Annotated in this window: 23 protein-coding genes; 20 read left to right on the top strand and 3 right to left on the bottom strand. The window is 45.1% G+C overall.

The features are described from left to right. Nucleotides 1-45 precede the first annotated feature (45 nt). Together DMB88_RS14285 and DMB88_RS14290 are read left to right on the top strand one after the other, a co-directional pair. Complete coding sequence (locus tag DMB88_RS14285) at nt 46-987, top strand: ABC transporter permease (protein WP_128104450.1); 942 nt, start codon at nt 46-48, stop codon at nt 985-987. Between the two features lie 15 nt (nt 988-1,002). Then, nucleotides 1,003-1,923, top strand: a complete 921-nt coding sequence (locus DMB88_RS14290; RefSeq protein WP_128101879.1) for a carbohydrate ABC transporter permease — start codon at nt 1,003-1,005, stop codon at nt 1,921-1,923. 308 nt (nt 1,924-2,231) lie between these two features. Here the strand turns inward: DMB88_RS14290 and DMB88_RS14295 are convergent, their stop codons facing one another. Both DMB88_RS14295 and DMB88_RS14300 read right to left on the bottom strand, forming a co-directional pair. Further along, nucleotides 2,232-2,999 carry a sulfite exporter TauE/SafE family protein gene (locus DMB88_RS14295; RefSeq protein ID WP_128101880.1) on the bottom strand — a complete coding sequence of 256 codons (768 nt, stop codon included), beginning with the start codon at nt 2,997-2,999 and terminating at the stop codon, nt 2,232-2,234. Next, nucleotides 2,986-4,461: a carboxylesterase/lipase family protein gene (locus DMB88_RS14300; RefSeq protein ID WP_128101881.1), complete on the bottom strand. Its 1,476-nt coding sequence runs from the start codon at nt 4,459-4,461 to the stop codon at nt 2,986-2,988. The genes DMB88_RS14295 and DMB88_RS14300 overlap by 14 nt, the downstream gene beginning before the upstream one ends. Nucleotides 4,462-4,602: 141 nt before the next feature. Here DMB88_RS14300 and DMB88_RS14305 point away from each other — a divergent pair, with 141 nt between their 5' ends. The 15 genes from DMB88_RS14305 to DMB88_RS14365 all read left to right on the top strand — a co-directional run bounded on the left by DMB88_RS14305 (nt 4,603) and on the right by DMB88_RS14365 (nt 21,399). After that, a complete protein-coding gene (locus tag DMB88_RS14305) occupies nt 4,603-5,493 on the top strand; it encodes a LysR family transcriptional regulator (protein WP_128101882.1) in 891 nt (296 codons plus the stop codon). Nucleotides 5,494-5,595: 102 nt separating this feature from the next. After that, nucleotides 5,596-7,857, top strand: a complete 2,262-nt coding sequence (locus tag DMB88_RS14310) for a glycoside hydrolase family 3 N-terminal domain-containing protein (protein WP_128101883.1) — start codon at nt 5,596-5,598, stop codon at nt 7,855-7,857. Nucleotides 7,858-8,182: 325 nt separating this feature from the next. Next, entirely contained in the window at nt 8,183-8,932 is a 750-nt protein-coding gene (locus DMB88_RS14315; RefSeq protein ID WP_128101884.1) for an FCD domain-containing protein, read from the top strand. 15 nt (nt 8,933-8,947) lie between these two features. After that, nucleotides 8,948-11,002 carry a hydantoinase/oxoprolinase family protein gene (locus tag DMB88_RS14320; protein WP_128101885.1) on the top strand — a complete coding sequence of 685 codons (2,055 nt, stop codon included), beginning with the start codon at nt 8,948-8,950 and terminating at the stop codon, nt 11,000-11,002. Then, nucleotides 10,999-12,972 carry a hydantoinase B/oxoprolinase family protein gene (locus tag DMB88_RS14325; protein WP_128101886.1) on the top strand — a complete coding sequence of 658 codons (1,974 nt, stop codon included), beginning with the start codon at nt 10,999-11,001 and terminating at the stop codon, nt 12,970-12,972. Before DMB88_RS14320 ends, DMB88_RS14325 begins: the two co-directional genes overlap by 4 nt. 107 nt (nt 12,973-13,079) lie before the next feature. Beyond that, complete coding sequence (locus tag DMB88_RS31145; protein WP_254438575.1) at nt 13,080-13,226, top strand: hypothetical protein; 147 nt, start codon at nt 13,080-13,082, stop codon at nt 13,224-13,226. A gap of 8 nt (nt 13,227-13,234) precedes the next feature. Beyond that, nucleotides 13,235-13,564 carry an extracellular solute-binding protein gene (locus DMB88_RS31150; RefSeq protein WP_254438576.1) on the top strand — a complete coding sequence of 110 codons (330 nt, stop codon included), beginning with the start codon at nt 13,235-13,237 and terminating at the stop codon, nt 13,562-13,564. After that, complete coding sequence (locus tag DMB88_RS31155) at nt 13,540-14,214, top strand: extracellular solute-binding protein (RefSeq protein ID WP_254438577.1); 675 nt, start codon at nt 13,540-13,542, stop codon at nt 14,212-14,214. The genes DMB88_RS31150 and DMB88_RS31155 overlap by 25 nt, the downstream gene beginning before the upstream one ends. A gap of 98 nt (nt 14,215-14,312) precedes the next feature. Beyond that, complete coding sequence (locus tag DMB88_RS14335; RefSeq protein WP_254438643.1) at nt 14,313-15,383, top strand: ABC transporter ATP-binding protein; 1,071 nt, start codon at nt 14,313-14,315, stop codon at nt 15,381-15,383. Then, nucleotides 15,380-16,297, top strand: a complete 918-nt coding sequence (locus DMB88_RS14340; RefSeq protein WP_128101887.1) for an ABC transporter permease — start codon at nt 15,380-15,382, stop codon at nt 16,295-16,297. The genes DMB88_RS14335 and DMB88_RS14340 overlap by 4 nt, the downstream gene beginning before the upstream one ends. Further along, on the top strand, nt 16,290-17,123 hold the full coding sequence (locus DMB88_RS14345) for an ABC transporter permease (RefSeq protein WP_128101888.1): 834 nt from the start codon (nt 16,290-16,292) through the stop codon (nt 17,121-17,123). The genes DMB88_RS14340 and DMB88_RS14345 overlap by 8 nt, the downstream gene beginning before the upstream one ends. 5 nt (nt 17,124-17,128) lie before the next feature. After that, complete coding sequence (locus DMB88_RS14350) at nt 17,129-18,352, top strand: M24 family metallopeptidase (protein ID WP_128101889.1); 1,224 nt, start codon at nt 17,129-17,131, stop codon at nt 18,350-18,352. 79 nt (nt 18,353-18,431) lie between these two features. Continuing rightward, nucleotides 18,432-19,631, top strand: a complete 1,200-nt coding sequence (locus DMB88_RS14355; protein ID WP_128101890.1) for an MFS transporter — start codon at nt 18,432-18,434, stop codon at nt 19,629-19,631. Nucleotides 19,632-19,909: 278 nt separating this feature from the next. Next, on the top strand, nt 19,910-20,404 hold the full coding sequence (locus DMB88_RS14360; RefSeq protein WP_128101891.1) for an RNA polymerase sigma factor: 495 nt from the start codon (nt 19,910-19,912) through the stop codon (nt 20,402-20,404). Continuing rightward, on the top strand, nt 20,401-21,399 hold the full coding sequence (locus DMB88_RS14365; protein ID WP_128101892.1) for a hypothetical protein: 999 nt from the start codon (nt 20,401-20,403) through the stop codon (nt 21,397-21,399). The genes DMB88_RS14360 and DMB88_RS14365 overlap by 4 nt, the downstream gene beginning before the upstream one ends. Nucleotides 21,400-21,496: 97 nt before the next feature. Here the strand turns inward: DMB88_RS14365 and DMB88_RS14370 are convergent, their stop codons facing one another. Next, nucleotides 21,497-21,946 carry a GNAT family N-acetyltransferase gene (locus DMB88_RS14370; protein ID WP_128101893.1) on the bottom strand — a complete coding sequence of 150 codons (450 nt, stop codon included), beginning with the start codon at nt 21,944-21,946 and terminating at the stop codon, nt 21,497-21,499. Nucleotides 21,947-22,075: 129 nt separating this feature from the next. On the opposite strand from DMB88_RS14370, the gene DMB88_RS14375 reads away from it, so the two are divergent. The 3 genes from DMB88_RS14375 to DMB88_RS14385 all read left to right on the top strand — a co-directional run bounded on the left by DMB88_RS14375 (nt 22,076) and on the right by DMB88_RS14385 (nt 24,728). Further along, nucleotides 22,076-22,891 carry a MerR family transcriptional regulator gene (locus DMB88_RS14375; protein ID WP_128101894.1) on the top strand — a complete coding sequence of 272 codons (816 nt, stop codon included), beginning with the start codon at nt 22,076-22,078 and terminating at the stop codon, nt 22,889-22,891. 99 nt (nt 22,892-22,990) lie between these two features. Next, complete coding sequence (locus DMB88_RS14380) at nt 22,991-23,506, top strand: ClbS/DfsB family four-helix bundle protein (protein ID WP_128101895.1); 516 nt, start codon at nt 22,991-22,993, stop codon at nt 23,504-23,506. A 298-nt stretch (nt 23,507-23,804) separates the two neighbouring features. Beyond that, a complete protein-coding gene (locus DMB88_RS14385) occupies nt 23,805-24,728 on the top strand; it encodes a copper amine oxidase N-terminal domain-containing protein (protein ID WP_128101896.1) in 924 nt (307 codons plus the stop codon). The last annotated feature ends 334 nt before the right edge of the window (nt 24,729-25,062 follow it).

The raw sequence follows: 25,062 nt of genomic DNA on the forward strand, positions 1-25,062 counted from the left end.
AGGAGCAGGTTCAACGTGGAGAAACCTAATGTCCCCCTTCAGTCAATGCCTCCGGCTTCAGAACCGAAGGGAATCAAAGCAAATTCGTTCTTTAAACGGCTTATACAACAACGAACACTCGCCTTAATGTGCATACCATTTGTCATATGGGCTTTTATTTTCAAGTATCTGCCATTATGGGGATGGACCATGGCTTTTCAGAATTTCAAACCAGCCAGATCCTTCTCGGATCAGCAATGGGTAGGATGGCATCATTTCAGTATATTGTTCGAGGACAATACATTCTACCGAGTGCTGCGCAATACGCTGGTGATGAGTTCAATCAAACTTGTACTTGGATTCGTGACAGCGATTACGCTGGCTCTTTTGTTAAATGAGCTGAAAAACGTAATTTTTAAGCGTTTTGTGCAAACGGTCAGTTATTTGCCACACTTTATTTCTTGGGTAGTCGCTTCCAGCATTGTACTCACCGTCCTGTCACCAGATGGTATTATCAATCTGCTTCTTACGAAGCTGCATCTCATTGATAGCCCAATCTTGTGGATGGGGAAAGGCGAGTACTTCTGGGGTATTCTAGGAGCTACAGAAGTGTGGAAGGACGTCGGCTGGAATACAATTATTTATTTGGCGGCGATCACAGCCATTGACCCTGCTCAATATGAAGCTGCCGAGATTGATGGAGCTAGTCGATTCAAACGGATGTTATATATCACATTGCCCGGCTTGAAACCCGTTATTGTCATCTTGTTGATTATGAACATGGGAAGCATTCTCGAGTCTGGATTCGAACCACAATATTTGCTGGGTAACGGAATGAACATGGACTATTCGGAGAACCTGGATATCTTTGTACTGAAATATGGTTTGGGAATGGGGAACTTTTCCTTGGGTACAGCCGCAGGCATCTTCAAAACCGTAGTCAGCTTCATCTTCCTCTTCTCCGCGAACTTTATAGCGAAAAAAATGGGAGAAAGCAGATTATTCTAAAAGGAGGCCTATGCCATGCGAAAAGGAAAAGCGTCCCGTTTGCGCAATAGCAGCACAGGGGATCGGGCGTTTGACACCATAAACATTACCTTCATGGTGTGCCTGATGATCGTTACCATCTATCCATTTATTAATATGATTGCCGTATCCTTTAACGATGCCAATGATGCCATTCGTGGTGGAATCTATCTGTGGCCACGGGTGTGGACATTGGACAATTATAAGTATATTTTCGGTGAATCCGATATCTATCACGCGACGCTAATTTCGGCACTGCGGACAGTGATTGGAACGGTGGTATCCGTGTTCTGTACAGCGATGTTGGCTTACACGGTCAGTCGCCAAGAGTTTGTACTTCGCAAGTTTGTTACGATGTTCTTTGTATTCACAATGTACTTTAGTGGGGGATTGATCCCGGGATATCTATTGATCCGTGATCTTGGACTCATTGGTTCGTTCTGGGTGTATATCATTCCGGGTGTGATCGGTGTATTCAATATGATCGTCATTCGATCCTTTATTGAGGGACTTCCTGAAGGTATTCTAGAGTCCGCGCGAATTGACGGAGCAGGGGAGTTTACGACCTTTATCCGCGTGGTCCTTCCATTGACCATTCCGGCGATGGCAACTGTGTCGCTCTTTGTGGCGGTGGGACAATGGAACTCTTGGTTTGATGTATTCCTGTACAACTCATCGAATAAAGAACTTAGCACCTTGCAGTACGAATTAATGAAAATTTTGCAAACGTCAACAACTGCAGCTACTGCAACGGCAAGTGATGCGTATCAGTCTGCCGAGAGCAGTGGGACAGCGGTTACGCCTACGTCCATTCGAGCGACGATGACGATCATTGCGAGTGTTCCTATACTCATGGTCTATCCGTTCCTGCAAAAGTATTTTGTACAAGGTATGACCATTGGTGGTGTAAAAGGATAAATAAAAGCCTGCTGTACTCTTCTAAGTTTGGTAGAGAACACAGCAGGCTTTTTCGCTGTTCAAAGATATTGAGTGTATCTATACTGTGCAAGGACAATCGCTCATCTAGCGCATTTTGACTTGTTTTCAATAAGCGGATACATTGATACAATTGATTTGGAATAAGATGTTAATTTTTGGAAATTCCCTAGTCAATGGTAATGCATAATACCAAGTCATTATTTTAGGTTATATGTAATGTTATAGAGATTGTTATGCTCCCACTTAATAAGATCCATTGACTTGTGTCAATGGATCTTTCGTTTGGATTACAGCCACAGTATCGTAGCTCCAATCATGGGGGTGATCACCATACTTGTTTTGAGCCACAGTGCAGGTACGCGTTTCGTAAATTTGGCTCCTACATATGAACCGGACATGGTTCCAATCACAACAGCCAGCAGCAATTGCAGATCGAGGTAACCGATTTTCATATAACCGGCGCCTCCGGCTAGTGCAATAGGAATAATTACCAGCATCGTTGTGCCTGCGGCATATCGCATCGACATCCCCAACAGCAGCATGAGACCCAATTGGATAAATGGCGTGGAGCCAATACCGAATAATCCGGATAACATGCCAGTGACTAGACCGATCAGAATGGCATAGAACCAGTACCGCAATCCGCTGGTCTGTGTGGAAGGCTGTTCTGTAGTTATCGCTTTACGACGGGAGACGAGAATTAACCTTAACCACAAGGCAAGCCCTGATGCAAAGAGCATAATGGAGGTCAACATACCCAGCCGATCTTCAGGAATGAAGGAAGACCAGCCAGAACTAACCCATGCACCTGCTGCTCCTGACAGCCCTACGATGGCGCCTGTTTTTAAAACGGCATTTCCCTCCCGATAATGGCTAATAGAGCCAGACAGAGAAGAGAAAAACATCGCTGCCAATGCAGTTCCCAATGCGACATGAATCGGATATCCAAAAACGACGGTGAGAATGGAGATAATGAATCCAGAACCTCCAGCACCGACAAAACCCATAAGAAGACCAAGCACAATCATAACGAGTGTAATATTAATCAGTAACATGTGACATTCTCCAAACTTGATGATGAATACCAATACCTAGAGGTAGTGGCGGATTGACCTGCACGTAACTAACCTCATCGAGCAACATCGTACTGCGATAATGCAGATACATGGGCCATTCAGGAAGGGAGTTTTCATTGGGATCTCCCTCCTGGATAAAGGATAACCAAGATTTTCGCATATTACGTGCAAGTTCATATTGTTCTGGTGGTACCGAATGGGGATCATCGGAAGCACGGAACACAGGTGGTGGATCGCTTAATTGAATAAGGCTGCCTTCATAGCCGTGTGTTGCTCCCAAGACTCCGCCACTGCGTAATTGATACATCCATACAGGATTTCCAGCAGCACTTAAAGCCTCGGCGAATTGGATTGCTCCAATGGTATATAAATGCTCCGTTAGTACGGTAGACCAGGCTTTTTCTGCCGGCATCTTACTGCTATAAGATTGATACGTTTCCCAGACGACAGCGGCATTTAGTCCAAAAAAATGCTCTAAAACTGCCGGATCTGGAGACTGTAACGCCCGGTCATTGTGGATAAATATCGCTGATTCATCTTCATTGGTTCCTATCAGGAGAGGTGGTTTCTTGTCATGAGCAGTTAAATACGTCATTGGTTGTAAGGGAATAACAGATCCATCTGCGACAGGGCCAAACATATGAAGACTGCGGGAGGTGTCAGAACCAACTGCGCACTGTGCTTCAATTAATTGTTCAAAGGGCAGCTCAAGCAATTGAGTTGGATCGTTCAAAATATCCAATTGCTCCATAATCCGATGGGTGGTTACATGCGCCGTATCTGTATCCCGGATGGCCTGAGTTGCACCACTTTGGGCTATAGCTCTATTGAATAATCCATGAGCTCGTTTCATCGTATATAATGTAGCGATACATTTGGCTCCGGCAGATGCTCCCATAATCGTAACCTGTGACGGATCACCGCCAAAAGCGGAGATATTCCGCTGAACCCATTGTAATGCAAATACAATATCAAGCATGCCGTTGTTGCCTGAAGTGTTGTAGCCCTCGCCGAGAATATCTCCTAGGTGCATAAATCCTAACACACCAAGTCGATAATTAATGGATACATACACCAATCCATCTTCAACCACATATCGTGAGCCGTCACTGTCTGCTCCAGTGCCTGTTGTAAATCCGCCACCATGGATGGACAGAAGAACAGGCTTCAACTGATCTACAGCACCTGAAGTCCACACGTTCAGATTCAAGCAATCCTCGGATTGCACAAGCCCCTGAGCTTGAAGGTGTTCGTCCTTACGCTGAGGAGCGATGAAGCCAGGATGACTGCATTCTCTAATATCTGACCACGGGATTGCCGGTTCTGGAGGCTTGAATCTACCTTGCCCACCGGTTGAGGCGGCATAAGGTATACCACGAAATGCATATATCCCTTTGCAGTCCATTCCGCGCACTTTGCCTGATTCTGTATGTACAATCAAGGGTAACAGCTCCTTTCCAGTTGCTGTGAATCATTATATCTTGTTTCAATCATAATCTGTAATATATATTAATCTATAATATACATAACCAATACATTATGGAAATTGATCGAATAATGTGATTGAAGGGACGTGGACAACATGGACTTGCTTCAGCTCCAATATTTTCAGACGGTAGCACGCATACAGCATATGACCCAAGCAGCCCATCATCTGCATATTTCTCAACCGGCACTTAGCAAGATGATTGCTTTGCTGGAAGCTGAACTGGGTACCAAGCTTTTTGATCGTAAACACAAGGGCATACGATTAAATGAGCACGGCGAATTATTTTTGCAACAGGTAGATATTGCACTGAGGGCTTTGGAAGATGGCAAATTGCAATTGCAGGATCTCAAAGGATCAGCTTCATCTTCCGTAGCCTTTGATGTGCGAGTCGCTTCACACCTACTGCCAGATATATTGTCCGATTTTTGTGCGCAATGCCCCAATGCTGAGTTCAAGTTGCTTCAACATGCTTCGTCGCACATAGGTGTAGCGGATTATGATCTTTGTCTGTCTGATGGAGTTTCACTTTCCGATGATACACATTCCGTTACAATCCTGCGAGAAGAGATATATGTTGCTGTTCCGGCTTCGCATGCTTTCGCAGCTCGTGGACAGATTGCCATTAAAGAACTGCGTGATGAAAGCTTCATCATGCTTCCACCTGGTAAGTCGTTACGGGAGACAACCGATGCCTTCTGCCGGCTTGCAGGATTTACGCCCAAGGTTCGGTTTGTGAGTGATGATCCGGCAACGGTTCGTGGACTTATACGTGCAGGACAAGGGGTTGCTTTTTTCCCAGCTATTACATGGGGTGGATCAAGCGGTTCAGAGGTTACATTATTACGGCTTGAAGAAAGCTGGAGCTATCGTTCGATCTCGCTGTCATGGCCGCAAAATCGTTATTTGACACATACAGTCAAACAGTTTCGTGAATTTATTATAAACTACTTTGCCAGATTGGAAGACCTGCATCGTGTCCAGTAATCTGCACGTTTGTTGAACTAATAATCAAATGTAAGAGCAACAAAATATGTACACATAGCGTCTAAATATGTTGAATAGAACAGCAACAGGAGTGAAAACCAGATGTTTGTAAAATGTATGACACTACTTAGTACGATTCTTGGTTCTATGCTCATATGGGCAGGAAACGCGGGTGCAGAATCACGATTTACGGATTTACAGTATTCCAAATGGGCAGAGGACGGCATTCAATATATGGCTGAACGCGGGACAGTAGCGGGCTACGGTAACGGAATATTTCAGCCGGAGAAGTCTGTAACGAGGGCGCAAGCTGTTACCTTTATGGTACGAGAGTTATATGCAGACGAGCTTCAGCGGCCTGTACAAGGTGGCACTTATTCGGATGTTCCAACGACACATCCTTTCTATCGCGAGATTACGATAGCTGCCAAGAATGGGTTGGCGAGTGGGTTCCCAGATGGTAGCTTCCGTCCTAATGCACCGATTAGCCGTGCTGAAACGGCAGCATTTCTTACGCGAGCCTATCCTTTGGAAGAAGGGAAGCAATCCGCAAATTGGACTGACACAGGGTCTCATTGGGCAGCTGCACCGATTCTTATGTTGAGTTCCAATGGCCTGGTCGGCGGATACACAGACGGAACCTATCGGCCGAATCGATCAGTTACACGCGCTGAGTATGCCGTATTTATGTCGCGTGTTATCCGCTTTGAGCGTGAACAAGCTATACAGGCTCAGGACTGGGATAAGTTGATTTCGTATATGACGTTAAGCGAACAGGTTGGTCAGATGCTCATGCCAGACATTAGGCAATGGAATGGTAAAGTCACAACGACAGTTCATGAAGGTCTGAAGCGGAATATCCATGATCAGGATCTGGGTGGACTTATTCTTTTTGACAAAAATATCGTGGATGCAAGGCAAGTAGCTACGTTTACACATGATCTGCAGGCAGAAGCAGGTGACATTCCGCTATTTCTAGGTATTGATCAAGAAGGCGGCGTCATTAAAAGAATTCCAGGCGGTACGAATCTGCCGGGACAGATGGCGCTTGGTGCAACCGGAAATACAGCGCTAGCTGAATCTGCGGCTCAATTGACAGGAGAAGAGCTGAAGGCGCTAGGTATTCAGGTTAATTTTGCACCTGTTCTCGATATTAACAGCAATCCGGACAATCCCATTATCGGGATACGTTCCTTTGGCTCGAATGCTGATTTGGTGACACAACTTGGTCTTGCCATGATTAAAGGTTTGAAGGAATCAGGTGTCATCGCTGCAGTGAAACATTTTCCAGGTCATGGGGACACAGCAGTGGATTCTCATCTGGGCATGCCGGTGTTGACACATCAGCGTGAACGACTGGATGCCGTTGAACTGAAGCCCTTCCGAGAAGCCATTAACAATGGGGTCGATATGATCATGACCGCACACATTGCGTTCCCTGCGATCGATAATGAGCAAATGACTTCTCTGAAGGATGGCCAAAAAGTACCGGTACCCGCTACATTATCCAAGAGGGTACTCACAGGTCTGCTTCGGGATGAACTCGGATATGATGGATTGATCATCTCGGATGCTTTTACGATGAAGGGAATCGCTGAGCATTTTGGAGAGAATAAGGCGGTAGAGCGAGCAGTTTCCGCTGGAGTTGACATTATTCTTATGCCCCAAGATTCTGCAGCAGCCCATCAGACACTATTAAACGCAGTGATGAAGGGCACGATTCCGAAAGAAACCATTGAAGCGTCTGTCACGCGAATTTTGGAAGCCAAATCCCAATACGGACTATTTGAACGCAGTCAGTCACTTTCGGTCAAACTTGCACAATTGAACCGGGTTATCGGATCTGATCAGCATCGCGTCGTGGAACGGGACATTGCAGAGAAAGCAGTTACCGTCTTGGCAAGTCGAGAAGGGAAGCATGTTGATTCGATAACTAAAGGTGATCAGGTTGTGATTGTCGCAGCGGATGAACAGCAGGCACAGCAGCTTGAGAGACAGCTCCAACAATCGGCAAATAACCTGTCAATCAAAACAGGCATATCCGTAATACGTCAAGGGAATTCACAGGCAATTCTTCAAGCCCTCGCTAAAGCCGATTACGTGATTCTTGCTTCCTATCAATTCCGTAATGTGGCAAGTGAGTTTGGCTGGAGTGACTATCAAGTCTTGACCGATGACATGAACAGGCGTAATCAGCGATATACATTGTTGTCCCTTGGTAACCCCTACGAGACGATCCATCTGAAGAACGTACGCTCAGCCTTGGCAGTATACGGGAAACAGGAGCCTAATACGTTAGCAGGAATCAAGGTGTTGCTTGGTCAACTTGAGGCTGGTGGTAAGCTACCAGTGGAAATTAAATAAAATAGTCTCGTTCGCTTCATTGAACAGTAATCCAAGATAATAAATAATAATCTGAGATTTAAGCAAGTTAAATAAAATAAAAATAAGCCTAGTGATTACGCTGCAAATCAGCTTCAGGCTGAAATCATAAACCGCGCTCAGCGCGGTTTATTTTTGCTTTCAAAAGAGAAGTTATTCTCAACCAAGGTAGTGATAACATCCATTACTACAAATAATGATTACTAATTAAATTATAATTATTGAAAAATTTAGGAGATGGCATTATAATCTTGCTAATCATCAGTGAGTAACAGTAATTGGAAGAGAGTTTAAGGGAGGGGATCAGATGTCTCTTGAATTATTAGAGTTAGAGCTAGAGTATGAATTGCTGAAGCAGCTTCATGAGGCCAGTACGCCAATTGGTGCAAGCACGCTCGTACATACACTTGGCAAGAGCCATAACCTGAGTCAGGCTACGATTGGTAGAAGACTCATGGAGTTGGATGTTGACGGATATACCCTACTACAAGGGCGTAAAGGAAGAGTGTTGACAGAAGCAGGTCAAGAACGGATGAAGACACTAGAACGTGAACTGCAGCAAAAAAGTGTAAACATGCGTTTTATCCAGATGTTAAATCACTCAGGTGAAAAAGCACTGCTAGACGTTCTTGTGGCAAGAAGAGCGCTTGAGAGGGAGATTGCTTCTTTGGCAGCTGAGCGTGCGACGAAGGAATATATTGAACTGATGAAAGAGTCGATCGTGGTACAGAATCGCATGCTCGCAGATAATATGATTCCTTATGAAGAAGATAGAGAGTTTCATAGACTTCTGGCTTATGCAGCTCAGAACCAGATTTTGCTGCATGCCGTCGAGTTGGTATGGGAGACCAGTCGTGATTTCTTAGAAACAGCGTATATTCGGCGAACCGTTGGAAGCGAACTCGTTGTAGACCATCAGGAAATATTGGAGGCTGTGGCTTCCGGTTCACCTGAGCGAGCTGAGGCAGCCATGGTCAACCATATTAACCAGATGATCGAAGACGTCAAACGATACTTTGCGATGAGAAACAAAATACAACCGAAGGACACGGTTTAAAAAGGAGCTGAGCTTTTGGACACCATCTACCGTTTAGGCGTTGATATCGGAGGCACATTTACAGATGCTCTGGTCACTGACGATCAGGGGAGAATCGTTACCGCACTCAAGACACCGTCCATTGCTTCAGCGCCTGAACAGGCCATTTTTAATGCGCTTGATCAGCTTAAGGAACGTGGTGTGGATATCCAAGACATCGATCTGTTTGTACATGGAACAACGCTTGGGGTTAACACACTAATTGAGCGAAATGGTGCAGAAACGGGACTTCTGGTAACGAAAGGCTTCCGTGACATTCTTGAAATTCGTCGATTGCGATTGGAAGACACCACCAATCTGTACGGTGATAAGACGGAGGCGCTTGTCCCAAGGCATCTCGTTAAGGAAATTGATGAACGTGTCCTTGCAAGTGGTCGAGTGTTGCACCCGTTGGCTCTAGAACAGCTCCTTCAGGCTGCAGATGAGCTAGTTGAGCAAGGGATTACCGCTCTAGCGATCAGCTTCTTGCATGCCTATGTGAATCCCGCTCATGAGAAGCAAGCAGAGGAACAGATTAAGCAGCGACATCCTCATCTTTTTGTATGCAGTAGCAGCACGATCTGGCCACAGCAGCGAGAGTTTGAACGTACGCTTGCTACAACTATGAACGCTTATGTGGGAGAACGAATGGGATCGTACTTCCTAAGGCTTCAAGAAGGTATACAAGTATATGGATTAAAAGCCAATCTGCTATCAACGATGTCCAATGGTGGCATGATGACAGCCTCAAGTGCAGCAAGTGAACCTGTCCGTACGTTATTGTCCGGTCCAGCTTCAGGTGTAATTGCAGCAACACATATTGCACATGCCGCAGGCATTGAACAGGTTATTACATTTGATATGGGCGGTACAAGTGTCGATGTGGCTCTGATTGATGTTCACCCTTCTTATTCGACTGACAATAAAGTTGGTGATTTTCCAGTGATTATCCCTGCGATTGATGTGACAGCCATCGGCGCAGGTGGAGGCTCTATTGCCTGGCTTGATTCTGTAGGTGTGCTTAAGGTAGGACCTCGCAGCGCAGGAGCAAGTCCAGGCCCAGCTTGTTACGGGAGGGGAGGACTTGATCCAACCACAACAGACGCATATCTTCAGCTAGGCATCTTGCAAGCAGATCGCTTCCTGGGTGGACAAATGCAACTTCATCCAGAGCTTGCAACAAGTGCTCTTGATCGATTAGGTAACGCCCTGGGACTGGATGCGACACAAACGGCTCAAGCTATTCTAGATGTGGCGACAGCTAATATGTACGCCCAATTCTCACCGTTAATGGCACGAAAGGGTGTTGATCCACGTGATTTTACACTGCTTGCTTACGGCGGTGCTGGACCAATGCATGCCTTTTTGATGGCTCGTGAGGTGGGAATCCGCAGAGTGCTCATTCCGCCTTCACCGGGAACACTTTGCGCTATGGGATGTACGGTAGCCAACTTGCGCAATGATTTTGTTTTTTCGTTACATCAGAATAGTCAGGCTCTGGCTCCGGGAGAATTGAGTAGCCATTTCGAGGCATTAGAGCATAAAGGTCGCAACTGGGTTCAAGAGGAAGCCCAAGGGAGCTTGAAACTGGAGTCCGTATACTGCTTATTCAGTGCCGATATGCGTTATGAGGGACAGGCATTCGATCTGGAAATTTCGCTTACATCTGAAGAGATTAACACGCCTGAGCTCGCCAAAGCCAAATTTCATTCGCATTATGAACAGGTCTTTGGTATTCGTCAGGCTGAAGCAGAAGTTATGTTTATTAGTCTTCGCGTGACGGTAGTAGGCGTTGTGCCATCAAGCAACAGCATAGATCATGAAGTGCAAGCACACCAATCGTTAGATGAGAACGAACCAGAAGAACGTATGATTGTCTTTGACAACATTCCCAGAATAGCGAAGGTGTGCACCCGAATGCAGATTCCTCTCCATGCTGTGATGCAGGGGCCCGTCATTATTGAAGAATATGATACGACCATTTTCATTCCCGCAGGCTTTACGGTGTTCAGAGATATTCACGGGAATCTGATTGGAGAGATGCAGGCATGATCGCGGATAAGGTATTTCTGGAGATCTTCAATAATCGGATTCAAGCGACAGTAGAAGAGATGGCGAATGTGGTATTACGCACGGGGTTTACTGCTTTTGTCAAAGAAACCGGTGACTTTGGAACATATCTACTGTCTTCATCAGGTGAGACATTCGGCTCTCCGCTTGAAACGGGATACAATCTGTCACTTGGTATTCCTGCTGCTGCAACGATACAGAGCATCAATGATTGGCAAGAGGGTGATATCGTCATCTGCAATGATCCATATGCCACGCAAGGCATGGTAACCCATCTTCCCGATATGCATCTTATCAAACCCTTCTTCCATGAAGGACGCATTATTGCATTTGGGATGTGTTTTGTACATTCATCAGACGTTGGTGGCAAGGTGCCAGGAAGTGTGTCCCCCAGCGCTTATGATATTCATATGGAAGGCATTCGAATAGCGCCTATTAAACTGTATGAGGCAGGCGTTCTTAATGAAACTGTCCAGCGCTTATTTCTAGACAACAGCCGCATTCCTGAACAGAATTTGGGTGATCTTCGAGCTCTTATGGCGGCATTGAATCGTGGAGAACAGCGAATGGGCGAATTGATTGCGCGATATGGTGCAGAACGAATAGAACAGGGCATTGAAGAGTTGCTGGAATACGCGGAGCTGAAAGCACGAGCCATTGTCAGTGACATTCAAGATGGAACATATGAATTCTGGGATTACCTTGAAAAGGGACCAGGCGGGTATCCGATTCGTCTGCGATGCAGCATGACAATCAACAAGAGCGATATCTACCTTGATTTTAATGGTTCTGATCCACAGGTCAGGGCATCGTTCAACATTCCAACCCATAATCAACAAGGACACTACATGCTGGTGCCTGCTCTAATCCGTTATTTTCGTACACTTGATCCAACGATTCCGTGGAATTCCGGTATGATTCGTCTGGTGCGCAATTATGCGCCTCCAGCCTCCATTCTTAATCCAGAGCCTATGGCAGCGGTCGGCGCTCGGGCAGCAACCTTTATTCGTCTGATGGATGTCATCACTGGTGCTTTGAGTAAAGCACAGGGGAGCAAAGTACCTGCGGCAGGAGCAGGACAAGCCTGTATTGTCATGATGGCGATGACCGATGCAAACGACGGGAAGAAAAAGGTTGGCGTTATACAGCCGATCTGTGGTGGATCAGGTGCAAGACCGATGAAGGATGGTATTGATGGTATGGATTTTGCGGTAGGACATCTACGTAATATCCCGGCCGAGACGGTAGAGGCTGAGATGCCTGTCATGATTGAACACTACGGTCTGCGTCCAGATTCGGCAGGAGCAGGAACCTTCCGCGGTGGAAGCGGGATTGAGCTCCGTGTACGGATTCGCACACCGGATACGGTGATGACGGCAAGAAATATGGAGCGAATGGAGTTCCAGCCATGGGGTAGGCTTGGAGGCGGTGTGGGTACACACGGTGAGGCTATTCTGAATGTTGGTCTCGATACCGAAGAGCAGTTAGGTAGAATTGATGAATTGCTTCTTCAGCCGGGAGATACGGTTACCTTCCTATCCCAAGGCGGCGGCGGATATGGCGATCCTATAGAGCGTGATGTTCAACTCGTGTTGAAGGATGTTAGAAGTGGCTTAGTATCGACTCATCAGGCACTTGAACGATACGGCGTTGTAATCCGAAATTTAGCGTTGGATGAGGAGCAGACAAGGATTGAACGTGCTAAACGTGAGCAGGAGAAACAGGACTTCAACTATGGTCATACGAGAGAGAAGTATGAAACGTTGTGGACTGATGAGATGCAGCTGGCATTGGTTAATTCCCTGAGTAACTATCCTCTTGCGCTCCGTGATTATTTGAAACGTCGGACGATGAATGCTGCTGAACACAGATTCGTAGGCAATGCTTCCCTAACACCTCTCGATATACCTGTAATGATGGAAGAGTTGCGACAGCAGATTGGACTTCAATGAGAAAGAAAACGAAGAAAAAGTTAACGCTCTATTAAAACACATCAACTAAATAGGTTCAATTGATAACTTTGTTGCCTATATCACTTATTCGATGGGGGAAATTCAATATGTTCAAGTCTAAGAAGAATCGTTTTCTCAGTTTAGCTTCTCTCACACTGGCTGCTTCACTTGTACTCTCGGCTTGTGGGGAGCGAGTAATACCAGCAATTCTTCCGAAGGAAAGGATGCTTCAGGATCTGGTGGGGAAAAGGTAAAGCTCACGATGTTCATTTGGGCTGGTTCCAATCAGGATGTTGTACCAAAAGAAGTTGTTGCTGAATACGTGAAAAACCATCCAAACGTTGAAGTGACGTTCGAAGAATCAAGTAACTCCGTGATGTATCCGAAGATGGTTGCTGGCAAACAAGCGAGTCCGGACGATCCAATCGTTAACTTTGGTTACTTCAATGCCGACGCTACGGCGAAAGGTCTGAACGATGATATGTGGGAACCACTCGATACAAGCATCGTGACCAATATGAAGGATATTCCTGAACAATTCCATCAGCCAGATAATAAAGGGATCGTTTGGGGGTATCCAGCTTTGCACTAGTGTACAACAAAGATCTTGTTCAAACGCCACCAACCAGCTGGAATGACCTGTGGGAGAATGAGCAATTCAAAGGGAAAACCGCTCTGTGGGACTATATGTTTTATTCATACATCTCTCCGTTAATTGCGGTTAAAGGCCAAGAGATTGGTGCTTCATATGATAATCCAGAACCTGCATTCCAGTACGTGTCTGATCATAGAGATCAGATTGGTACACTCGTCACTTCCAATGATCAGTTAAAAGCACTTCTTGAATCGGGCGATGCTCTAATTGCACCATTCAGTGCACAAGTTGCTCAGACATGGATTGATGCAGGTTCACCTCTAGCTGTTGCTTATCCTGAAGAAGGCGCAATTTCCTTCCCCTATTCACTACAAGTGGTCAAAGGATCGACTCCTGAGCAGACTCGGGTGGCTAACGAGATCATTAACGAACTGCTGAATGCTGAGTCACTGACGAGTTATGCAGATGCTACCGGAACGCCTGTAACTAGCACGACGGCAACGGTACCTGATAAGTATAAGGATGACCCTTCTTTCTCCGTAGAAACACAAAGTAACGGCATTAATCCGGATTGGGACAAGCTTGCACAGAACAGCTCCGCTTGGAAAGAACTATGGGATCGTCTGGTGAAAACGAAGCTGCAGTAAAACAAATCTATTCGTAATACGAACGGGATAGATTGGAGGAATAAAATGAACAGCGGACGAGATACCGTTTCCATTGAAACGAAAGGTGTCACGAAGAGATATGGGGGCGAGCCGCCGTTGATCAGGTCACTCTTCAGGTTCATAAGGGAGAGTTCGTCTCCCTTCTAGGGCCAAGCGGCTGCGGCAAAACAACCCTGCTGCGCATGTTAGGTGGACTTGAACAGCCAGATGAAGGGGTCATTTTGCTGGGAGGACGTGATGTCACGGGAGTTCCTGCTTATGCTCGCAACAGTAATATGATATTCCAGCAGCTTGCGCTGTTTCCTCATATGGATGTATTCCACAATATTGCATACGGTCTCAAAGTAAAAAAAACACCGAAAGCGGAGATCAAACGGCAAGTCTATGACATGCTTGAATTAGTACAGCTTGGAGATTACAGTAACCGAGCCATCTCGCAACTGTCGGGAGGACAGGCTCAGCGTGTGGCTATAGCCCGTGCGCTAGTTAACCGACCAGAGGTATTATTGCTTGATGAACCGCTCTCTGCACTTGATATGCAGTTGCGCCTGGATATGCAGCACGAGCTGAAACGAATTCAGCGAGAGTTCGGGGGTACATTCATTTTTGTCACGCATGATCAGAGTGAAGCAATGAACATGTCTGATCGGATTGGCGTCATGCGAAGTGGAAAGCTGCTGCAATATGGGACGCCTGATGAAATTTTTGAGAATCCTGCGGATCACTTTGTAGCTAAATTCATTGGAGATACCAATCTGATTAATGTAACCATATTAGGATCAGATCGAGAGGTTGTTCGTGTTGATTGTTTCGGTCATACATTTGTTGTAAAAGAAAACAGGCGAGGCAACGCTCAACCAACGGGTACACCATCTGTATTGTCGTTACGTTATGAATATATCCGCCTTGGCGCTGAAGCCGAGGACAGTGTGAATGCGTTTGAAGGCAAGGTGATTGAGAGTGTGTATGGGGGTGCCAGTATACGCTACACCTTGGAAATAACATCCGAATTACATATTCAGGCGACCGTTCTTCATCAGAGAGGTGCATCTCGGTATGCAACAGGTGATATCGTATGGATTGGATTTGACCCGGATGATGCACTGTTGTTATCTGAGCCTGAATTGAATCAGGAGAATGGATCATGAAACGGGTAACTGAACGCGTTGTCAATCTGTATTCATCTCAGCATCGTCACTGGGTAACCCAATTTTTACTGCTCGTGCCTGCTTTAGCGTTGATGGGAGTGGTCTATCTTGGCAGCTTGCTGATCTTCGGCAGATACAGCTTCGACATTTATGAGAACGGTAAGTTAATTCGAGGATGGGACTGGGCTTCATACCGTGCGTTTCTATCTGACCCGTATTACTGGAAACTGATTGGGACGACGTTTCGAATTGCATTCAAGGTTACATTGTGGAGTGTGCTACTCGCGTATCCGCTGGCTTATACCATCGCGGGCTTGAAGAAACCAGGCTTGAAGCAGTGGTTGCTCCTGTTAACGTTTCTACCCTTACTGGTTAGTGCAGTTGTGAGATCCTATGGATGGCAGTTGCTCTTATCTAGGCAGGGCATGATGAACTGGTTGTTCACTCATCTTGGGGTTACCGAAGATGGCTTCAATATGATGTATAACGAGACGGGTGTTGTCGTTGCACTAGTTCATATTTTTCTGCCATTTATGGTTTTTCCTATCCTGAATGTGTTATCCCAAAGTGATGCATCGCTCAAAGCAGCAGCGCAGGATCTAGGTGCAGGCAGTTGGCGTACCTTTTTGACCATAACCCTACCATTATCAGCAAGAGGCATTGCAAGCGGAATCCAAATTGTGTTTACACTGTGCCTGACGGCATTCACCACACCTCAGCTTATCGGGGGAGGTCGGGTGATGACACTGCCTGTTTTCATATATCAGCGAACACTGGATACGAATTGGCCTATGGCAGCCGTTGCTAGCTTGTTCTTGCTGGTATCCTCCATCGTTGTCTCGCTCCTCGTCAACAAAGGCGCGGACATGTTGATGTTCAGGCGTTCTGGCAAAGGAGGTCAGGCACATGGTTAGTTCTAACAGAATTACGAAGCTGCTGCTCTATGTTTTTACAGGCATGGTAGCGATCTATCTGCTGTTACCATTATTGATGATCGTGATAACATCGGTAGGCTCTGGCTCGGCAAGCAAATTCCCACCAGAGGGGTTCACGATGAAGTGGTACGCTAATCTAGCGGAACAGACCCAGTTTTTGCATGCGTTCAAGAACAGCCTTATTGCTTCTACAGGTGCCGTACTACTGGCTCTTGTAACTGGAACGCTAGCTTCGCTTGCCATCGTACAATATCCGTTTCGTGGATCAGGGTTACTGCGGGCTTTCTTCGTCTCCCCAATGGTCATGCCCAAAATCACGCTGGGTATCGCGTATCTGATTCTCTTCTCCAAAATGCATATAGCAGGCGGCTTATTTGCCCTGATCTTGGGTGAAGCAGTCATAGTTCTCCCCTTTGTTCTGACAATCGTAGGTAGTGCGCTCGCTAATCTACAGCCTGTATATCGGGAGGCTGCTGCGGATATGGGCGCAAGTCCAATACGGATTTTTTTCACCATAACGCTGCCACAGCTTAAATTGTCCTTGCTCCTCTCAGGCTCTATTGCTTTTGTATTCACATTTGATCAAGTGGAAGCTGCTTTGTTGCTCTTGCGGCAGGATAGCTACACGTTGCCTATTCAGTTATTTCTGTATATGGAAAAATGGCAAGACCCTACCATTGCGGTGGTATCTGTTGTTTTAATCGTATTTGCGCTTGTGCTGTTTCTTCTAATCAGGCTGGTTCTGCGTTCTCTTACAGGAATGGAAGGCATGCTGGGTGGAAGAAAAAAACAAAGGAGGTCTTGATTTACATGGGAGATGTAAGCTCACAACAGCGTTCTCGTAGTGCTGGCTTGAACTGGGAGCGGGCAGAAGAAGTGATGAAGGCAAGAGGGATTGCGGCTCTAATTGCAACTACACCGGAGAATATTCAATATGTCATTGGTTCGCAGCTACGTGCGAGTAACTGGACGATGCAAATTTATGCGATACTTCCTGCGGATCGAACGGCAAGACCTTGTATCATCATACCGACCAATCGTCTGGGAGTAGTCGCACAATTTGGTATAACGAACGTTGATATTTTTGCATACAGCGATTTCTTCGTGGAAGGCACGGTTGAAGGCAAACCTTCAACCCCGGATATTGACCTGTTCTATTCATTGCTACAATCCACGGTTATTCACACAAGTCCGTTAGATGCGCTTCAAGCGGCAATTAAACAGTTAGATATTGAACATCAGCCTATCGGAATTGATGAAATGCGGATAGCGCCACAGATTTTGGAAGGAATTAAGAAAACGATCCCTAATGAAGCCGTTATACCTGCCTATGCACTATTTCGACATATTCGCTTGATCAAAACATCCTATGAAGTGAAGCGGCTACAAGAAGCAGCCGTTCTGAATGAACAGATTGAGAAGGAACTCATTGAACTGATTGAAGCAGGTGTTCATGAGAAGCAGATCGCAGACCACTATCGACTGGCCGTGATGAGAGGTGGCGGGATTCCTGCGATGACCGCAGTCGGCGCAGGGCCACGAAGCGCGCTGCCTCTGATCGAGAATTATTTTCACACGATTGAATCAGGTGATCAGGTTCGCTTCGATCTTTGTTTGCAATTGGAAGGGTATTGGGCAGATACCGGTCGCACAGTGGTTGCAGGTGAGCCTACACCTTGGATGAAAAAGCATTTTGATGCAGTAAAGAGTGGATGGGAGACGGCACTTGAACATGTGCGCCCAGGGGTCAAAGCGTCGGACGTATTTTATGCAGCGGTATCACGCGTGCAACGCGAAGGTATCCCTCATTATCGACGTCAGCATGTGGGACATGCGATTGGCCTGGAGCTGTATGATGACTTGACCCTCTCCCCGGGTGACCAGCACATTCTGGAGCCCGGTATGGTACTTTGTGTTGAGGTGCCTTACTATGAGCTTGGTGCTGGTGGCTTCCAAATCGAGGATACGGTGATCGTTACTCCAGATGGTTTTGAGTTTCTGACCCATATGGAGCGTAAACTGTTCACGAAATAACGATTGTTGGGAGGCTTCACGCAAGCGATCTGGCAACAGCCGATCAGGGAGCATTCCTGCCAGAAAGTTGGAAAATGCAATGATTCAGCAGGGAACGACAACATTTCGAAACATCAGTCTTGCATTGTTTGCCGGAGGATTTATCACGTTTGCATTATTATATAGCTTGCAGCCTTTGATGCCTGAGATCAGTACAGCTTATGCAATTACGCCCGCGCAGTCTAGCTTAACTCTCTCTGTTACGACCGTTGCGATGGCACTTACGATGCTGTTTGTGGGCTCTCTGTCTGACTTGGTCGGGCGCCGTTACATTATGACCGCTGCTCTAGTGATCTCATCGCTAATCGCCATACTGAGCGCGTTCAGTTCTGGATTCACAGAGCTGTTGTTACTTCGTATCCTTCAAGGTGTCGCACTTGCAGGGCTTCCAGCTACAGCTATGACGTACTTGGCTGAGGAGATTGACACCTCCAGTCTGGGGTATGCTATGGGTCTATACATCAGTGGCAATTCCATTGGAGGCATGGCAGGTCGTTTTATCAGCGGTGTGATTACAGACTGGTTCGATTGGCGCACAGCTATTGGTTTCATAGGTGTTCTGGGCTTATGTGCCGCTCTGATATTCTGGCTTGTTATTCCTCCGTCACGTAATTACGTGAAAAGCGCTGTAAGCTTCTCACGAATCATCCCGCTCTTATGGTCTCAATGTCGTAACCCACGTTTGCTCTGCCTGTATGGACTCGGTTTTCTGTTGATGGGTGGCTTCGTAACGCTATTTAACTATATTGGCTTTGAATTAGCTGGAGAGCCGTATAGCCTGAGTCAATCTGTCGTTGGAAGTCTGTTTGTTGTATATATTATGGGCACCTTGAGTAGTACTTGGATGGGGAGAATGGCAGATCGATACGGCAGATCACATGTGCTTATTTTGACGCTTGTCATCATTCTTGCTGGGTCACTATGCACACTACATGCTGACTTGTGGGTGAAAATTGTAGGACTTGCGTTGTTTGCCTTTGGTTTCTTCGGTGGACATTCCATCGCAAGCAGTTGGGTAGGCCTTGTGGCGAAGCAGTATGTATCCCAGGCGAATGCCCTGTATCTATTTTTCTACTATGTCGGTTCAAGTGTCAGTGGAACAGGTGGAGGGGTGCTGTACAGCGTACAAGGCTGGCAAGGTATCGCAGGTATGATCGTTGTCTATGTTATGATAGCGATTGTCCTGTGCCGTATCCTTGCACATCTGGATGAACGACCATCGGTCATAAACATGAAATAAGGTAGAACAGTTATTGATTCTCGTTTGTTGCGAACAAGTGGAAATCCAACTTATGATTTAAACAAACATTTGATCAAGAAAAATATGTGAGCATTAGGCTATTTCGGGATTGATCTCCTCCGAAGTAGCTTTTTTTTTATTTTAGTGAAAGCTCGCTAAAGTCCGGTTTTGATTAAGGATTTTGCTTCTAAATAAGAACATCTTACAAATTCTAAAAACAAAATGTGACCAAATGTCGTCCTTAAGAGTGTTTAACATATAAAGGAGGGCAAGACAACATGCAGCGATCAGTGCCCGAGCCGGGCGATCATGTGATGAACATCTACGAGGCATATGCGGATACACTGTTCCGGATTGCCATGGTACACCTCGGCAGACGAGAGGACGCAGAGGAAGCTACGCATGATACCTTCATCAAATATATAGAAAAAGCCCCCACCTTCAACGACGCAGAGCATCAGAAGGCATGGTTAATTCGGGTCATCACCAATCACTGCAAGTCCTTATTAGGCAGAGGTTGGCGCAAACGGGAGGTCAAGCTGGAGGGCGCAGATCCTCTCACAACAGAAGACCCTGAAGACCAGGCGTTGATTGAACTTGTGCTGTCCCTGCCTGTGAAGTATAGATCGGTGGTTCACTTATATTATTACGAAGATTATCCGATCCGAGAAATCGGCGCTATTCTACAGATTAGCGAGTCAGCAGTGAAGATGCGATTACAGCGGGGAAGACAGTTGTTAAAACTGGAGCTGGAAGGGGAAGAACAGCTATGAACGAGGAACAATTCAGACGAAATTATAAGAAAGCGGTGGATTCGATGAAAGCAGATGAGCAAATGAAAAAACGGATGGAGCAAAGTGTGAATGCAGAGCGCCGGCAACAAAAGCGTCAACGTAAACCTCTATACATAGCAGCCAGCGTTGCTATTGTTGCGAGTATTGGAATAGCCGCGCCTAGTGTATGGCAGCAATGGAACGCACCGAATGTACCGGTGACTAGTGTGGCTTCCAATGAAACCAACGACTCAAATGAAACCAATACACCGAATACATCCAATGATCCAGTTGTTATTCCAAAAACGGAATTACCAACCGCGGACGGTAAAGGTGCTATGGCAGATATGATGCAATTAGTCGTCTATCAGGGCAATGTCTATACCCAATCAGCGACATCGCTTGATGGTGCGGATGCGCTTGCGTTGCGTGGTGAGAAGCTTGGCACGACAACAGGTGGCATCAATGAGTTAAGTGGCCAAGATCAGTATACGGAGCTTGCTTCCAACATTGGTGAGGCAGACATTTATGCGGTAAACGGGTACGATCAAGACTTCCGAATCATGTCCTATACTGAGATTGATGGACAGGTGTACGCACAATTATTTGACAAGAACAATGATATCACGATTAATACTGGTGCCGATCTCATCGGTAAGTTGCACATTGAAGGTAATATTACGGCCGCGCAGTGGGAAACCTTTGCAAGCTGGAACAATGGATTACAGGAGCTGCAACAGCTACCAGCAGACGAATCATTGGATGCCTTTGTCTCGGCATTGAATGCTGCTAAGCCGATTGCAACCAGCCCAGAGCTGGAAGAGAAACTGTACGGACAGGAAGATCGCAAAATGATTTATCTTACGCTACAAGACAAAACGAAAGTGTCCTTAGTATTGTTCGGTGAAGGTCTAGTGCGTTACGGCAATGTACCCGTATTCCTTGAAGTGGAGCCAAGTGCATTTCAAGCGTTCTGGGATAGCCTGAGCGAATAAAATAATAGTTGAGCAGCGCGAGTGGAAGCGCGACGTAGAGCGAGCAAGGCATATCATTGCCTTGCTCGTTTTTCTGTATGCTTAAAGAATCTTTGGCTTAGATCAATTTAACCATCACATGTTCTCCATTAATGTCTTTTTCACCATTCAACCTGAAACCGAATTGTGTATATAACTTCATCGCTGCTTTATTATTTTCATACAGACTGAGATAAATTTTCGTGCATGAGTATAGACAGACCATATGATCAATTAATGATTGCAGCAGTATTTTACCTAGTCCACGACCCTGATATTGCATATCAATCAGATAACGATCTAACCAGACTCTACCATCTTCGCTTTCGTTCGGAAACAAACCGTACATAGCGAAGCCAACAAGTACTCCGTCCACATACAATCCAACGGGCTGATAAAAGGGACAATCTTTAGCATCTTGTAAGCATTTAGCAGGAGTTTCAATGTAGTCTTGTTGAGTGTGATGTACACGCAAGGATATGATATCACTTAAATTGTTTTGATCTACGTTTTTAATTTCTATTTGCATAGGAGACACCTTCTGTAACCCTCTAAGGACATCGTACTTTTTTCCCTTGGGGTTTGATTTTTGTATATTACTAAATTTAAAATAAGGTATCCGGTAACAGGATAGTCAAGCGCAAAAGGGAGAGAAAACATGGAGGGGCTAACATATGTTTCAACAGGTCAGTTTGCAGAGATATGTCATGTGAACAAAAAAACGCTCTTTCATAACGATGAGATTGGACTTTTCAAGCCGACTTATGTGGATGACAAGGGATATCGATATTATTCGTTGAACCAGCTAGATACCTTTTTAATGATCACTGCGCTGAAAGATCTTGGTATCTCGTTGAAGGAGATCATGACCTATCTGGAAGAAAGAACACCGGATCATATTTTGCAGATGTCGAATGACATGATCCACAAGGTGGACAAGGAAATGGACAAGCTAAAAAATATCAGAAATATTTTGCAAGAAACGATAGAGTACACTCATCGGGGATTACAAGCTTGGAAGAATGAGGTTCGTCTGATTGATCAAGAGGAGGAATATCTGATGCTTAGCCCACTAATTCAAGAATCGGATGTCCTGACGGATCTCCAGTGGTTAACATTCTTTAGGCAATTTGAGAGACGGACGCAGTCTGCCAACACGTCGTTTGTTGGAGCGATGGTTAGTAAAGATCATATTCAAGCAGGGAAATGGAATGATAAGAGCTATTTGTTTGCCAAAACTCAAGTTCCTGAACTTGCCACGATGATTAAACCAAAAGGAACATATGCGGTAACTTTTCATCACGGAAGCTACGAAAATATCGGGAATGCGTATGCAGAATTAATGACATATTTACAGCAACAAGGACTCAGTCTAGAGGCGTTCGCGTACGAAGAATATCTTGTAGATGAGGTGGCTGTTCAGAAGGAGGAAAATTATATCACTCAAATTACGGTGAGGGTATCTTCTAACTAGTATGAAAATTGTTTATAAATGGTCAAAAATCTAGAACAAGGATATCTATCAGAACGAGCCTACCCATGCTAAGATGAAGTTAAAAAGGAGTTATGGCTCATGATCGAAACGAGTGAAAAAGAAGAGTTATTATTCAATAGTGATCACCATTTCAGAACCTTGCTAGAACTTGTTGAATCTGTGCCCAGAGGTAAAAGAGGCCTTTCAATTGAAACAGAAGAGAGAGACAAAAATTTTCGCGATGTGCTGATGCATTTATATGAATGGCATGCCATGTTGGAGAGATGGTACCGAGAAGGCATGGATGGCGATGTCCCTTCGCTGCCTGCACCTGGTTTTAAGTGGCGTACGATTGGTCAGCTCAATATGCAGATTTGGGAAAACTATCAAGATGTAACTTTGAACCATGCGATCAAAAAATTAAAGTTGAGCCATGAACGAGTGATGGCGCTTATCCGGAACCATACCAACGAAGAAATCATGACCAAGAAACATTATAAATGGGTAAAAACAAGCAATTTGTACAGTTACTTTGCAGCTAACACGTCCAATCATTACGTGTGGGCAATACAGAAATGTGAACGGATCGCCAAGGCGTTAGGACATAATTTGTAGTATAAACGCTCCTTAGGTAAATGGAGTACATAGGAAGCTGAACGGCGTGTAATTCGTTAAAGTAAGAGAAATAGTGAATATACGAGAAAGCATTGGTATTAACAAAGGCCAGTGCTTTTTGTGTTTCTTTCGATAAGATAAGCCAAGCTTTTTGATGAAAAGTTAATCAAAACAATTGGTAAAAAAGACCTGTTAATGAATGTTATAAAATAGTATTATTTAACTGGGTATTAAGTCTTATTTTTATACAAGAAATAAATGATAATGCCTGCATAGCACACGGAAGGGAAGTTTTGTAATGAAAAAGAAGGTTGTCATCATCATGGCTTTGCTACTCACACTGATCGTCTCAAGTGTAAGTGCAGATGCAAGAAAGAACGTTATTGTCGACGGACAAACGGTTCTGTTCGATCAGAATCCTATTGTTGTTAACGGAACAACGTTAGTCCAATTCACACCTGTATTCAAAAAGCTAGGGATAACTTCGACTTGGGATCAACAGAAGAAGCAGGTGGTAGCTACAAAAGGTGGTACTAAGATCATCCTTAATGTTGGTAACAAAACAGCATATGTCAATGGCTCACCTGTGGAGCTTCAAGTTGCACCAACGGTTGTTGGAGGCAAAGTATTCGTTCCGTTAAGGTTCATCAGTGAAGCAACAGGTGCTTCCTTAAATGTGACGAACAGTGGGAATAACATTGAGGTGTATAGTGGTAACAGTACGACTTCTTCAAACCAGACGGTGACTCCAAGTTCGAAACCATCGACAACTAAAATTAAGCCTTCATCTCAGCAACTTGAGAACTATCTAGATCAAAATCACTCCATTTTGGTTGCAGATGGCAGTTTGTACGAGGTATCCTATGTTGGTTTTGTAGAAGATCGAATCGTCATTGGCGTAAGCTTTGACTATGAGAATTACGGAACACTAATTAATAACGCCTTTGATCACAGTCATATTTTCAAGCTAATGAAGCCAGTTGCACAAGACCTACAAGCAAAATACGGTCCATACGACGTGAACATGGTTATGTATCTAGATTTTGAATCTCCGATTTATACAACTAATTTTGGCGTGGATAACATTGAAGCATTAAATAACGGGAATTATCACGTCCTTAAGTCCGTCTTTTATTTAAACTTTCTAGCTAAAACGAAAGAGTTTGAAGGTTTCTTAATCGATGATGAAGAACTAATTCCGATGTATTCCACTACATATTAGAACTAGAGTAGGGAAACAAAGAAGTAGTATTGCGTGGATAGGCTCCTTATATAGTAGACAGGTCAAAGATTAGATCTGTTACTGTAGGGAGTCTTTTCATTTGTTAGGGTCAGAAGAACGAAGCACATCTTGAGTTTTTCAGCAAAGAAAAGTTCAGGCCAAGTTTCAAGTTTAATTGCAATTGTTCAGAATTTGTTGAGTATTATGTGTTAAAATCTTCTTCATAAAATCGTGAAGTTAAGCGGAATGAATCTGAAGCTCTGTATTGCAATTGACATCAGTAGTCAGGCATCATCAATAATCACGTTTATTGAGAACGGGACTACGCTTAAGT

It is taken from the genome of Paenibacillus sp. DCT19 (assembly GCF_003268635.1).
In the GTDB taxonomy this organism is placed as follows: Bacteria; Bacillota; Bacilli; order Paenibacillales; family Paenibacillaceae; genus Paenibacillus.

Excerpts from the sequence above, each read along its gene's own strand:
- DMB88_RS14385 (WP_128101896.1), top strand. The coding sequence starts at position 23,805 with ATGAAAAAGAAGGTTGTCATCATCATGGCTTTGCTACTCACACTGATC.
- DMB88_RS14355 (WP_128101890.1), top strand. The coding sequence starts at position 18,432 with ATGATTCAGCAGGGAACGACAACATTTCGAAACATCAGTCTTGCATTG.
- DMB88_RS14290 (WP_128101879.1), top strand. The coding sequence starts at position 1,003 with ATGCGAAAAGGAAAAGCGTCCCGTTTGCGCAATAGCAGCACAGGGGAT.
- DMB88_RS31150 (WP_254438576.1), top strand. The coding sequence starts at position 13,235 with ATGTTCATTTGGGCTGGTTCCAATCAGGATGTTGTACCAAAAGAAGTT.
- DMB88_RS14365 (WP_128101892.1), top strand. The coding sequence starts at position 20,401 with ATGAACGAGGAACAATTCAGACGAAATTATAAGAAAGCGGTGGATTCG.
- DMB88_RS14285 (WP_128104450.1), top strand. The coding sequence starts at position 46 with ATGCCTCCGGCTTCAGAACCGAAGGGAATCAAAGCAAATTCGTTCTTT.
- DMB88_RS14360 (WP_128101891.1), top strand. The coding sequence starts at position 19,910 with ATGCAGCGATCAGTGCCCGAGCCGGGCGATCATGTGATGAACATCTAC.
- DMB88_RS14315 (WP_128101884.1), top strand. The coding sequence starts at position 8,183 with ATGTCTCTTGAATTATTAGAGTTAGAGCTAGAGTATGAATTGCTGAAG.
- DMB88_RS14370 (WP_128101893.1), bottom strand. The coding sequence starts at position 21,946 with ATGCAAATAGAAATTAAAAACGTAGATCAAAACAATTTAAGTGATATC.
- DMB88_RS14375 (WP_128101894.1), top strand. The coding sequence starts at position 22,076 with ATGGAGGGGCTAACATATGTTTCAACAGGTCAGTTTGCAGAGATATGT.
- DMB88_RS14310 (WP_128101883.1), top strand. The coding sequence starts at position 5,596 with ATGTTTGTAAAATGTATGACACTACTTAGTACGATTCTTGGTTCTATG.
- DMB88_RS31145 (WP_254438575.1), top strand. The coding sequence starts at position 13,080 with ATGTTCAAGTCTAAGAAGAATCGTTTTCTCAGTTTAGCTTCTCTCACA.
- DMB88_RS14325 (WP_128101886.1), top strand. The coding sequence starts at position 10,999 with ATGATCGCGGATAAGGTATTTCTGGAGATCTTCAATAATCGGATTCAA.
- DMB88_RS14380 (WP_128101895.1), top strand. The coding sequence starts at position 22,991 with ATGATCGAAACGAGTGAAAAAGAAGAGTTATTATTCAATAGTGATCAC.
- DMB88_RS14350 (WP_128101889.1), top strand. The coding sequence starts at position 17,129 with ATGGGAGATGTAAGCTCACAACAGCGTTCTCGTAGTGCTGGCTTGAAC.
- DMB88_RS14340 (WP_128101887.1), top strand. The coding sequence starts at position 15,380 with ATGAAACGGGTAACTGAACGCGTTGTCAATCTGTATTCATCTCAGCAT.
- DMB88_RS14305 (WP_128101882.1), top strand. The coding sequence starts at position 4,603 with ATGGACTTGCTTCAGCTCCAATATTTTCAGACGGTAGCACGCATACAG.
- DMB88_RS14295 (WP_128101880.1), bottom strand. The coding sequence starts at position 2,999 with ATGTTACTGATTAATATTACACTCGTTATGATTGTGCTTGGTCTTCTT.
- DMB88_RS14345 (WP_128101888.1), top strand. The coding sequence starts at position 16,290 with ATGGTTAGTTCTAACAGAATTACGAAGCTGCTGCTCTATGTTTTTACA.